This window comes from Microcystis sp. LE19-195.1E (assembly GCF_027532095.1).
Lineage (GTDB): Bacteria > Cyanobacteriota > Cyanobacteriia > Cyanobacteriales > Microcystaceae > Microcystis > Microcystis aeruginosa.
Map to the genome: position 1 here is coordinate 1 of NZ_JAPZSZ010000221.1, position 11,564 is coordinate 11,564.

Below are 11,564 nucleotides of genomic sequence, written 5' to 3' on the forward strand. Positions count from 1 at the left end.
TGGACAATCTCTCGTTCCTGTTTCTTGTTTACCTTTAGTTTGTACTGGTAGGTAAGCGTTATCACTGTCGTTAGTTTCGTGATGTGATGTATAGTTAAATTGTAACACTTACTGCCTAGTATATCAACTAATTACAATCATGGACCAAACTAATCGCTAACCTTAAAACAGTTAGTAGTCGCTTAATTAGAAAAGAATTTCCGGATTTGGCGGCCAAGTATTTCGACAATAAACCTTATTTTTGGACGGGAGGTTATTTCGTGGCTAGTTGTGGCGGCGTTACTGTCGAACAACTAAAAAAATACGTCGAGAACCAAAACTCCCCGAAAGTGGAAACCCTACCGCGTTAGTTTCATTCTGGTGGCGATTCATCTCCCGTTAACTGCGTAGCGGTTTAACGGGAGTCCTCTCGCGACCTTGAGATAGACCTCTTGTAAAAATCAAAAATTGTTGTTAGGGTTAGGAGTCAGTAGCCGGTCGTCAGTAGTCAGGAGAATTAAGAATGAATAATAAGCAATTAAATGGTCTATTTACAGATTTTGTGCCATTTAATCCTTATTTTTGCCTTTTTTGAAACCTCAAAAATTAATTATGCAAGAGTTCTAGTCTTTAGTCAGAAGATTTACTATCAGAGCAGCACAAGGCTGACATTTAGGGGCTGGGCGCGATAGGATGAAAAAGTGCTAGATAAAAACTCCTCTCCCTTAGAGTCCTTAGTTGCGGGTCACTGGTTCAAGCTCATCTGTGGAGCCAGTTACCAAGATTTGCCCACGATTCGCAACCTCGCTTTGACCTATACTATCGCCGGGGCCGATTGTATTGATGTGGCCGCCGACCGGGCCGTGATTGTTGCGGCCAAAGAAGGCATCGAAACCGCCGCAAAAATCGCTGGATTATCTCCCAATCGACGACCTTGGTTAATGGTCAGTCTCAATGACGGGGAAGATCCCCACTTTCGTAAAGCTATCTTTAACCCGCAACTCTGTCCGGTCGATTGTCCCCGTCCCTGCGAAAAAATCTGTCCCGCTTATGCTATCGATAGGGGAGGAGTGATCGAACAGCGCTGTTATGGTTGCGGTCGCTGCTTACCCGTTTGTCCCCGGCAAATAATCGAGACAAAATCCCGTGTCTGTCAACCCCAAGAAATTATCCCCTTAATTATCGAAATGGGAGTCGATGCGATCGAAATTCATACCCAAGTCGGTCATGGAGAGGAATTTGCTCGACTCTGGCCAGCGATCGCAACTGTCAGTAAAAACCTAAAAATCCTCGCCATAAGTTGCCAAGATCATGAATATATCATTGATTACCTCCACTATCTGCGAGAAACTATTTCACCCCTAAGCTGTCCTCTGATTTGGCAGACTGACGGCCGACCGATGAGCGGCGATATCGGCAAAGGAACCACCCACCCGGCCATTAACATGGCCAAAAAAGTCCTCTGTGCCAATCTAGCCGGATTTGTGCAGTTAGCTGGGGGAACCAATGACCATACCGTGACCAAATTACAGCAACTGGGACTGAGAGAAAAAATCGCTGGTATTGCCTATGGAAGTTACGCCCGTTCATTGATTTTGCCAATTTTAGAGCATTTAGACCAGCCTAACCTTGAAAATGACCCCCAAGCCCACCAAGAAGCCGTTAAAGCCGCTTCTATTCTCGTTGCTCAATTGAAAGCCTAGCCTTGGTCAAAAAACTATAATATTTTTTTAATTGACAACTAACCCTCAAATGTGTTAGACCCCAAGAAAATCTTGGAAATAAAAACAGCCAATAATCGCCAAAACCTTTTATTATTAATGCCAGAAACCCTACCCTCCTCTCGGATGCCAGTGACCGACGATTTAAACAAACTCTTGGCAATTCTACCTGTGCGGATTCGCGGCAAAATCGAGGAACACCCGCGGCAGCATCAACTGATCGAAGTGGTTATGGATTTGGGACGCATACCAGAAGCGCGTTTTCCCGATGAGGCGATCGATCTGGGGGACGAACCGATCTCAAAAGAAGAAATCCAGTATTCGATCGCCCGGGTGGGCAGTTTTAGCGGCGATAATCGCGCCGGGATTGAACGCACCCTGCACCGCATCAGTGCCATTCGCAATCGAGACGGGGAAATTATCGGTTTAACCTGTCGTATCGGTCGGGCCGTTTTCGGTACGATCACCCTGATTAACGACCTAGTGGAAACAGGAAAATCCCTGCTGCTGCTCGGTCGTCCGGGGGTGGGGAAAACCACGGCCTTGCGGGAAATAGCCCGAGTTTTAGCCGACGACCTTAATAAACGGGTAGTGATTATCGACACCTCCAACGAAATCGCCGGAGATGGAGATATTCCCCATCCGGCCATCGGTCGCGCTCGTCGGATGCAGGTGGCCCGTCCGGAATTGCAGCATCAGGTGATGATCGAAGCGGTGGAAAACCATATGCCAGAGGTGATCGTGATTGATGAGATCGGTACGGAATTAGAAGCTCTGGCCGCTCGCACGATCGCCGAACGCGGGGTGCAGTTAGTGGGAACCGCCCACGGCAATCAATTGGAAAATTTAATTAAAAATCCGACTTTATCGGATTTAGTCGGGGGAATTCAGGCAGTAACTCTCGGAGACGAAGAAGCGCGCCGCCGGGGTTCCCAAAAAACCGTTTTAGAACGCAAAGCACCGCCCACCTTTGACATTGCCATCGAAATGTTGGAACGTCAGCGCTGGGTCATCCACGAAGACGTATCCACCACTATCGACCAACTGCTGCGGGGACGGGAAGCAATTGCCCAAATCCGTTGGGTAGATGAGGAGGGAAAAGTACAGGTCACTCAGGAAGAACCAAAACCGGAAAACCTCACCCCTTTGCGTCGCAATTATCTGCCGGAAATGGATAAACCCAAGGGATGGCGGGCCGATGGCCGGATGACTCCCGTGGCCCGTTTCGGTGCAGGCGGACTCAACCGGGAAAACGATTTCGATCGCCTCCTCGAACAATCCTGGCTGCAGGAAGAACCGGAAACGGAAAAAGTCCGCGTCCCGGGTCCCAATGGCGAAGATTGGCCGGTTTATGTCTATCCCTACGGAGTCAGTCGCGCCCCGATCGAGCAGGTAGTACAGGCCCTAGATTTGCCGATCGTTTTGACCAAAGATTTACAGGAGGCCGACGCAGTGCTGGCCCTGCGTTCCCACGTTAAAAATCAGTCAAAATTGCGGCAAATTGCCAAAGTAAGACAAATTCCCATCCACGGCATCAAATCCAATACCCTGCCCCAAATTTCTCGCGGTTTAAAGCGGATTTTGGGCATTGATGACCCGATGAATCAGGAAGGTGCGGATATGCGTTTATTTGCCCGCAGCGGTAGCGATGACGAGATCGAAGCTTTGGAGGAGGCCCGGTTAGCGGTGGAACAAATCGTTATCCCTACCGGCCAACCCGTGGAGTTACTGCCGCGATCGGCGAAAGTGCGGAAAATGCAACACGAATTAGTGGAACATTACCGTCTCCAATCCGATAGCTTCGGAGAGGAACCGAATCGCCGTATTCGCATCTATCCAGCTTAGGAGTCGGGAATTTGAAGCGACGCACGCTAATTATTATGGGTACGGGGACGGCGATCGGTGCGGTGGCGGTCCGGATTGTCCATCGTCCCCAATCGGCGGCGGAATTGCGCGCCAAAATGCCCCTAGCTGCAAGAATTAAGCTCTGTCTCGATCTGGCTAAGATTAAACTAGCTACCACGATCGACTATCTCGATAGTTATGCCCGTCGGGGAATTCTCTATCCCTATCTTACCCATCCAGAGCCATCGGGTTTTAATTTCTTCAATTGGCTACGGAGGAGGAATAGTCCCACCCCCGGCACTTGGAAGTTAGAAAAGGCTAATTTTTGGGCGGCCGGAGCTTTTGCTGCTTTATTATGGAAAATTGCTGACTTAGAATCAAACCCTATGGATGCGGGATTTTGGGCAGCTGCGGCGAAAAAATGGAGCGATCCCTTAAAAGAAGCGAGTTTGAAGAACAAAGACATCGCTCTCAATAATGTGCTGGTGTTTGCTCCTTGGTTTGAGTCGGGACGGGGCCAGGAAAAACAGGCAGCTTTAGAGATAACTTTACAGTCCGCCAGACAACTAGCGCAACCTTTTCAGGATGGCAAAGGGAGTTATCACACCGATATCGGGACTTTTGGCTGGTTACGCAAGGCCGATCGCACCGATCAGCAAGAACATTGGCAGGTTTTTATCGACCATACGATCAATATAGAACAACTGCTCTGGGCAAGTCTCCACAATTCTGACCCCAAGGAGGCAAAAGATTGGCAAGAAAAGGCTCTTTCCCACATCCGCACCATTAGCCGCACCTTTGGGGCTAATCGTCGCCCGGGTAAAACGGGAACTTGGCAAAGAGGGTATTTTGATCAAAATGTCAACTCTCCCACCTATAGAAATTTCTTATTTAATGAGGGAAAACAGGGCTGGCGCGATGATAGCACTTGGTCCCGGGGTCAAGCTTGGTTTATTTATAGTGCCACGACGGCCTATATTTACACCGGCGATCCAGAAATGTTAACCATTGCCAAGGATGCTATTAATTATTATCTGGACAATTTGCCCGATCGCTGGCCCGGTGGACAAAGACGCGCCGGGGATTTTATTCCTCCCTGGGACTTTGATTATGCCTTGCAAAAAAATGCCGCTACGGAAAAGGATTCTTCGGCAGCGGCGATCGCTGTGGCGGGGATGATTCGCTTATTAAAAGCTTTACCCAGCAGTGATCCTAGTTATGGAACCTATCGAGAGGCGATCGATAATACTCTCTTGAATTTGACTTCTTTTGCCTATTTTCCCGACGAAACCGCCCCAGAGATGAGTTTATTGCGTCATGGTTGTTATCATCATCCCGCCGCGATTCAACCCAGCCAAATCTATGATACGGGTTTAATTTGGGGAGACTTGTTTTTTATAAATGCTTTGGCTGAATACCAAGATTTACCCGCTACTTAGGGCTGGCTGAATAAATCTAAAAACCTTGTTGGATAATATCTTTAGACTTTTTGTCAATCAAAAAGTACCGGCCCTGGGAGTGATCGGGGGGAAAATTCAGGGACTTTTTCCCTGAAAATTAGGTAATTGACCACCTGAAAATCGGTAAAACCCACACCCTGCCCCCAGGAAAAACTTTTTGCCGCAAACCCTAAATATAACTTAACTCAGTAAAAAAGACTTATTCGGATGGACAAGAAAGCCTTTTTTCAGCGCTTCTCGTCCTAATAACATCCGAAAACCCATGACATCGCGATTAGTCAAGGTTAATTCGATCGCCCATTGACGACCACCAAGCAATACACTTGTTCTAATAAGGGGACGTAGTTGACTTTGACCCCCAGAATTTTTTACCTGTCGCCATTCGAGGATTTCTGCGGTGGTGGTGACAGTGTGGTGACTATCTTTTTGGTAGGGATGAACTTGAAAGCGCAGCCAATTGCGATCGCCATCTCGAAAAGGATGGAGATGAAAAGCGTGTAGGGCCGAGGAGCGAGCGCCTGTATCAATCTTGGCCTTTATTTTGGTAATGCCTAAATCAGGTAAATCCAGCCATTCTCGCCAACCGATGATGATTTTATCGGGTTTCATCCGTCTATTTAGTTTTTTCTTCTTCAATCTCCCGCTGCATTTGGGCGATTTCTTCGGGAGTCATCGCTTCCAGGCGTTTTTTAAAGACGGCATCTTCGTAATCCTGGCGCTGTTTGCCGTAGGTCATATTATCGGTGGCAACTCGAAACAGATAGGTAAAAATCCAACCGATGACACCACCTACCAACACCGCTTGACTCCAAATTCCCGCCGAAGCACTATCTAAACCGGTTTTTTGTAGGATAATGTAGAGGATGCCGCCCATAGCAAACATCCCTATACCGATCCCGATGACATCAATGCGTCTCATGGGTTTTTTGGGTTGATAACTTAAGCTTTTAGGGTACGACGTTGGGGACGGAAGTTAAGGAAAGGACTTAACAACAGCATCCCGGGGAAGAAAAAGCTCATCAGAAAGTACATAAACCCTCTTTCCCAGGAAGATGCCACATACCAGCGCGTATTGAGGTAGTAGTAGATAACGGCGGGAATGACGAGCAAATACAAGACACTGAGAGATAGGTAGATCAGGGCGATGATAATGGTTTCTTGCGTCAGAATTGATTGCATAAGGATTGATTTTTCTCAATGGCTGTCGGTGAACGGCAATTCACCTGCTGATTATTTTACCCTGTCTTTCCCCCTTTGTGGCGATCGAATTGGCGGGCTAAAATAATTTACTGAAAATACTCTTGCCAATTAAATTATTTGTGATATGATAAAAAATTGTCGGTTAAATAACGGGGGCGTGGCGGAATGGTAGACGCTACGGACTTAAAATCCGTTGAGCCTTATAAGCTCGTGAGAGTTCGAGTCTCTCTGCCCCCATCGATCGGAGTCTATATTTAAACTGAGTACTGGGTATTTTAGTACAAATGCCCAAACTGCCTTTCCCTGCCCCCGGGAAAAACTTTTTCAGCTAGCCCTATCTAAAATATCCAATAATTCTAGGGGATGATGAATGAGATGATCGGGGTTAAATTGAGTGAGAATTTGAGGGGAATTAAAGCCCCAAGCAACGGCCACCACTTGCACTCGACTTTTTTGGGCAGCAGTAATATCTCTAGTTTCATCGCCGACATAAATCATTTCATCGGGGCAGAATTTATTTTGTCGGATCAGGCGATCGATAATTTTGTGTTTGCCGAATAAAGGCGTTCCCGAATAGATAAAATCAAATAAACTTAAGAGTTGATTATTTGCTAAAAAGATGGTGACGTTTTCCTTGGTATTAGAAGTTATTATTCCTAATCTATAGCCTCTTTCTTTAAGAGTGGCGAGGCAGTGATGCCAGCCATGAAAAGGTTTCAGACATTCAATTTGTTTATTTAATTCCCGTTTAACTCGATAGAGTAAAAAAGGGATTTTAACGGGGGAAACTTGGGATTGTTTAATAATTTCTTGGGAACTAAGGTTTTTTAGTCTGGCCAAATCTTCCTCGTTGATGGGTTGATAACCAAAATTTTTAGCCAAACGATTGACAATCTCCACGAAAGTATCGTGGGTATCGGCGATAGTACCATCAAAATCGAACACGACTACTTTAATTGTCATCTTGTGCGGGGTTAGGGGAATGAGCTAAATTAGCTTGGGCATTACGTCGCCACTGCTGGGGTTTAATTCGACGCAGGGCTGACGAGATGAAACGACGATCCCACTCCTCTATAGTTAGATTAGCTAATTCCTCCAACCTTGGCGAGAGGTTTTCGGGACGAGGTTGAAAATCCTCCACGTCGGTAACTTGGGCAAAACGTTGATTCCAAGGACAGACATCTTGACAGATATCGCAGCCAGCTACCCAACCTTGTAAATTCTTGGCAATTTCTGTAGGCAAAGTTACAGAACGATTTTCAATGGTATGGTATGCAATACAGCGATTAGCATCCACCACAGAGGGACTAACTATTGCTTGGGTGGGACAAGCGCTTAAACAACGGCTACAGGTGCCACAATGGGCGCTATGGGGTCGATCGGGTTCTAAAGTTAAATTAGTTAATATTTCCCCTAAAAATACCCAACTGCCGTAATTGCGGGTAATTAAGTTACCATTCTTGGCAATCCAGCCGATTCCTGCTCTTTGCGCCCAAACTTTATCCTGTACTGGTCCAGTGTCCACATAGTAACGGGTTTGAATTTGCTCCCCCTGACTTTCTAACCATTGACTGAGGGCTTTTAATTTTTTACTTAATACTTTGTGATAATCCCTTCCCCAAGCATAACGGGAAATTTTGCCATGGTTTTGATCTTGACTGTGTTGCTGGGGGGTGTAGTAGTTAAGGGCGAGACAAATTAGCGATCGCACTTCCGGCCAAAGAGTTTTGATATCCTGTCGTTTCGGGTTAGTCATCCAATCCATATCAGCGTGATAACCCCGCTCTAACCAGCTTTTTAGATGGGATACCGCCGAGTCTTGGCTGTCCACAGAGGCAATACCGACCCCATGGAAGCCCAACTCTAGCGCTTTTTCTTTGATCTGTTTTTCTGTCACCATAGAAATATCTTAAGTCAAGTATTTGTAACAATTATTTACAATTATCAATTTATTGAGCCAAATCCCAGGCTGAACAGTTAGAAACCATGATCAACGAAGAAACTGTGGTTCCCGTCCCCGCTATATCGTCCTCATACTAAATCCAGTTATTAAAAACTGATTATTTATTCTCCGTTTTGCCTTTTGCATGAGTAGAAAACGGGTTTCTCCGAGAAACCCGTTTTCTGTGCGTTACTCAACGGATTTAGTATAACTATTGACTTGCTCAATTAACGCCCGTCCCTAAAATGACTTGCACTTTGCTAGTACAATTATAGTAAAACAAGAAAGATTAAAACAAATAACCATGTCTCAACCGATTACCATCGAAGATATCTATAAACTTTTTGAGAAAACTAACGAAAAGTTTGAACAATCACGCCAAGAATACGATCGCCGGGCCGCCGAAGCCAAGGCCGAAGCCGATCGCCGGGCCGCCGAAGCCAAGGCCGAAGCCGATCGCTGGGCCGCCGAAGCCGATCGCCGGGCTGCTGAAGCCGATCGCCGTTTGGCCGATCTAGAGAAAACAGTGGCCAATACCAGTCGTGCTGTGGATAGTTTAACCACTCGCTGGGGAAGATTTGTCGAGGAATTAGTCGAACCTGCTGTTATTAGCCTATTTCGTGGCAAAGGTATCGATGTTAAAGAAACCTATAGTCGTGCCAGGGTAAAACGGCAAGGAATAGCCATGGAGATTGACATTTTAGCCGTCGATGAAACCGAGGTAGTTTTAGTAGAATGTAAGTCTCGTTTATCGAAAGATGATGTCAATGAGTTTTTAGAAAAATTAAGTCGATTTAAACAAGCATTTCCCCATTATAAAAACTATCAGGCTTATGGTGCAGTGGCAGGAATAGAAATAGATGAAGGAGTAGATCGTTATGCCTATAAACAAGGTTTATTTGTGATTAAACCATCGGGAGAAACGGTAGAAATTATTAATGATTCTGGTTTCGAGCCTAAATTATGGTAGGAGAAAGATGGTTCCTTCATCTGGCAAAGTATTGGCGGGAGGTCTAATTTTTCCAATCTAGGACTAGACTAACTTATGGATAGGATGCAGGATTAGTATTCATATTTTGATTCAGCAAACCCTAATTAATTTTTGAGGATTCAAAAACGGCAAAAATAAGGATTAAATTGCCTAAAATCTGTGAAGAGACCATTTAATTGATTATTATTCATGCTTAATTCTCCTGACTACTGACGACCGACTCCTAAACCCAACAACAATTTTTGATTTTTACCAGAGGTCTAGTAACGACTTGTCCTAAAATTGCCAATAGCCAGTTTCAATACACAAGAGCCTGATGGCTAAAAACTGGCTCCAGTTTTTGCCCAGGATAGCACAGCTTGATCGCAGTGGATCGTAAAATGGGATAATGCTAACTTTGAGAGTCAGAGAGACTATGAGTGAATTCGACTACGATTTAATTATTATCGGTGCTGGAGTTGGTGGCCACGGGGCAGCCCTACACGCAGTCAAATGTGGGCTAAAAACAGCTATTATCGAAGCCAAAGATATGGGAGGAACCTGTGTCAATCGCGGTTGTATTCCTTCTAAAGCTTTACTGGCAGCCTCGGGACGAGTGCGCGAATTGGCCGATAGTGACCATCTGAAAAGTCTAGGTATTGCCATCGGTGGCGTTAATTTTGACCGTCCAACAATTGCCGATCATGCTAACAACCTTGTCAGTAAAATTAGAGGCGATCTCACTAATAGTCTTAAACGTCTCAAGGTTGATACTATCCACGGTTGGGGAAAAATCGCCGGTCAGCAAAAAGTTAGCGTCATCGGGGACAGTGGCGAAAAAATCTACACCGCTAAGGATATTATGCTCTGTCCGGGGTCGGTTCCCTTTGTCCCACCGGGGATCGAGATCGATCATAAAACGGTTTTTACCAGCGATGAGGCCGTTAGATTAGAAACTTTACCCAAGTGGATCGCAATTATCGGTAGTGGTTATATCGGTCTGGAATTTTCGGATATATACACCGCTTTGGGTTGTGAAGTGACGATGATCGAAGCTTTAGATAGTCTCATGCCTGGATTTGACCCAGAAATCTCGAAAATCGCGGAAAGAGTTCTGATTAAACCTAGAGACATCGAGACTTATGTGGGAGTTTTGGCAAAAAGTATTAAACCGGGGAATCCTGTGGCCATTGAACTGGTGGACGCAAAAAGCAAAGAAGCGATCGAAATTTTAGAAGTAGATGCTTGTTTAGTCGCTACAGGAAGAATCCCGGCGACAAAGAATCTCGGATTGGAATTTGTGGGTGTAGAACTGGATAAACGCGGTTTTATTGCCGTTAATGACAAAATGCAGGTAATTCAGGACGGTGAACCGGTTCCCCATCTCTGGGCTGTGGGTGATGCTACGGGTAAAATGATGTTAGCTCACGCTGCTTCGGGTCAAGGGGTAATAGCCATTGAAAATATCTGTAATCGCCCAAAAACCATCGATTATCGCAGTATTCCCGCCGCCGCTTTTACCCACCCCGAAATTAGTTATGTGGGTTTAACGGAACCGCAAGCAGAAGCTTTGGCACAGGAAGAAGGGTATAAGGTGGCTTCTGTCAAGACCTATTTTAAGGGAAATTCCAAGGCTTTAGCGGAAGGAGAAACGGAAGGCATCGCTAAAGTCGTTTATCGTCAGGATACGGGCGAATTACTCGGTGTTCATATTATCGGTATCCACGCATCGGATTTAATTCAAGAAGCGGCCAATGCGATCGCTGAACGCCAATCCGTCCATGAACTCGCTTTCCGCATCCACACCCATCCGACTCTCTCAGAAGTCCTCGACGAAGCTTATAAACGCGCTGAAGTGGCAGCATAGAGTCAGTTATCAGTGATCAGTTATCAGTGATCAGTTATTACCGTTAAGTTTCCGACTCCTAAATTCTGACTCCTTTCTCTTTTTTTACTTTTTACTTTCAAGATTATGTTTGGATTAGGTTGGCCAGAAATAGTCATTATTGCTGTAGTTGTTCTCCTGATATTTGGACCGAAAAAAATACCCGAATTTGGGGCAGCTTTGGGGAAAACTTTACGGGGATTTAAAGAAGAAATCAATCAAGATGATCAAGAAATTGAAGACAGTGATGAGAAGATGAGATAGATTTCGGCTGTCAGGACGAAGGCAATTCCCCCCTACAATGAGTTTATCGAACTGCGTGCGCCCAAAAATTGAGATGCACCCCCTAATTTGTTAAGCTAAAGGTTGTGATGTACTTAAGTTTCGTAACCGTTCAGGGGAAACGAAATCTGGTAATCTAATAGTTACTAATTCTGTACGCAAATATTGCATCTAGAATTAGCTTTGTACGCTTTGACCCGTACTGGGTTAACTACGAACCTCTCTATCGGATTCCCGCTAAAGGCGGCCTCTCCGACTACCTTTCTTCCAATATTTAAGG

At 45.5% G+C, this 11,564-nt stretch carries 11 protein-coding genes, 1 tRNA gene and 1 pseudogene; 8 read left to right on the forward strand and 5 right to left on the reverse strand.

The annotated features are described in order from the left end of the window. Positions 1–143: 143 nt before the first annotated feature. From O9300_RS12500 to O9300_RS12515, 4 genes and pseudogenes are all read left to right on the forward strand, one after another. Positions 144–350, forward strand: a pseudogene (locus tag O9300_RS12500) (IS200/IS605 family transposase); the annotation flags it as partial. Between the two features lie 330 nt (positions 351–680). Further along, on the forward strand, positions 681–1,682 hold the full coding sequence (ldpA, locus tag O9300_RS12505; protein ID WP_287971928.1) for a circadian clock protein LdpA: 1,002 nt from the start codon (positions 681–683) through the stop codon (positions 1,680–1,682). 117 nt (positions 1,683–1,799) lie between these two features. Further along, on the forward strand, positions 1,800–3,545 hold the full coding sequence (locus tag O9300_RS12510; RefSeq protein ID WP_502846397.1) for a R3H domain-containing nucleic acid-binding protein: 1,746 nt from the start codon (positions 1,800–1,802) through the stop codon (positions 3,543–3,545). Between the two features lie 11 nt (positions 3,546–3,556). Beyond that, complete coding sequence (locus tag O9300_RS12515) at positions 3,557–4,984, forward strand: hypothetical protein (protein WP_287971931.1); 1,428 nt, start codon at positions 3,557–3,559, stop codon at positions 4,982–4,984. 201 nt (positions 4,985–5,185) lie between these two features. Here O9300_RS12515 and O9300_RS12520 read toward each other — a convergent pair whose 3' ends face one another. The 3 genes from O9300_RS12520 to ndhL are packed head-to-tail and all read right to left on the reverse strand — an operon-like array spanning position 5,186 to position 6,184. Then, entirely contained in the window at positions 5,186–5,614 is a 429-nt protein-coding gene (locus O9300_RS12520; protein WP_287971932.1) for an ATP-dependent zinc protease family protein, read from the reverse strand. A 4-nt stretch (positions 5,615–5,618) separates the two neighbouring features. Then, positions 5,619–5,924: a DUF3007 family protein gene (locus O9300_RS12525; RefSeq protein WP_079205902.1), complete on the reverse strand. Its 306-nt coding sequence runs from the start codon at positions 5,922–5,924 to the stop codon at positions 5,619–5,621. A 20-nt stretch (positions 5,925–5,944) separates the two neighbouring features. Beyond that, positions 5,945–6,184, reverse strand: a complete 240-nt coding sequence (gene ndhL, locus O9300_RS12530; protein ID WP_002732218.1) for an NAD(P)H-quinone oxidoreductase subunit L — start codon at positions 6,182–6,184, stop codon at positions 5,945–5,947. 172 nt (positions 6,185–6,356) lie between these two features. Here ndhL and O9300_RS12535 point away from each other — a divergent pair. Beyond that, positions 6,357–6,442: transfer RNA gene (locus O9300_RS12535), tRNA-Leu, on the forward strand. Positions 6,443–6,529: 87 nt separating this feature from the next. Here O9300_RS12535 and O9300_RS12540 read toward each other — a convergent pair. Further along, positions 6,530–7,168 (reverse strand): HAD-IA family hydrolase, encoded by a 639-nt coding sequence (locus O9300_RS12540; RefSeq protein ID WP_287971933.1) that lies wholly within the window; start codon positions 7,166–7,168, stop codon positions 6,530–6,532. After that, positions 7,158–8,105 (reverse strand): tRNA epoxyqueuosine(34) reductase QueG, encoded by a 948-nt coding sequence (gene queG / locus O9300_RS12545; RefSeq protein ID WP_287971935.1) that lies wholly within the window; start codon positions 8,103–8,105, stop codon positions 7,158–7,160. The genes O9300_RS12540 and queG overlap by 11 nt, the downstream gene beginning before the upstream one ends. A gap of 346 nt (positions 8,106–8,451) precedes the next feature. Here queG and O9300_RS12550 point away from each other — a divergent pair, with 346 nt between their 5' ends. The 3 genes from O9300_RS12550 to tatA all read left to right on the forward strand — a co-directional run bounded on the left by O9300_RS12550 (position 8,452) and on the right by tatA (position 11,266). Further along, positions 8,452–9,117 carry a DUF3782 domain-containing protein gene (locus O9300_RS12550; protein ID WP_287971937.1) on the forward strand — a complete coding sequence of 222 codons (666 nt, stop codon included), beginning with the start codon at positions 8,452–8,454 and terminating at the stop codon, positions 9,115–9,117. Between the two features lie 436 nt (positions 9,118–9,553). Continuing rightward, the gene (gene lpdA / locus O9300_RS12555; protein WP_287971938.1) at positions 9,554–10,984 is read left to right on the forward strand and encodes a dihydrolipoyl dehydrogenase; all 1,431 of its coding nucleotides are present in this window, start codon (positions 9,554–9,556) and stop codon (positions 10,982–10,984) included. Positions 10,985–11,089: 105 nt separating this feature from the next. Next, a complete protein-coding gene (gene tatA, locus O9300_RS12560) occupies positions 11,090–11,266 on the forward strand; it encodes a twin-arginine translocase TatA/TatE family subunit (protein ID WP_002763330.1) in 177 nt (58 codons plus the stop codon). Positions 11,267–11,564 lie beyond the last annotated feature (298 nt).

Coding starts and splice junctions, on each gene's coding strand:
- O9300_RS12510 (WP_502846397.1), top strand. CDS start 1,800: ATGCCAGAAACCCTACCCTCCTCTCGGATGCCAGTGACCGACGATTTA.
- lpdA (WP_287971938.1), top strand. CDS start 9,554: ATGAGTGAATTCGACTACGATTTAATTATTATCGGTGCTGGAGTTGGT.
- ndhL (WP_002732218.1), bottom strand. CDS start 6,184: ATGCAATCAATTCTGACGCAAGAAACCATTATCATCGCCCTGATCTAC.
- queG (WP_287971935.1), bottom strand. CDS start 8,105: ATGGTGACAGAAAAACAGATCAAAGAAAAAGCGCTAGAGTTGGGCTTC.
- O9300_RS12540 (WP_287971933.1), bottom strand. CDS start 7,168: ATGACAATTAAAGTAGTCGTGTTCGATTTTGATGGTACTATCGCCGAT.
- O9300_RS12520 (WP_287971932.1), bottom strand. CDS start 5,614: ATGAAACCCGATAAAATCATCATCGGTTGGCGAGAATGGCTGGATTTA.
- tatA (WP_002763330.1), top strand. CDS start 11,090: ATGTTTGGATTAGGTTGGCCAGAAATAGTCATTATTGCTGTAGTTGTT.
- O9300_RS12525 (WP_079205902.1), bottom strand. CDS start 5,924: ATGAGACGCATTGATGTCATCGGGATCGGTATAGGGATGTTTGCTATG.
- O9300_RS12550 (WP_287971937.1), top strand. CDS start 8,452: ATGTCTCAACCGATTACCATCGAAGATATCTATAAACTTTTTGAGAAA.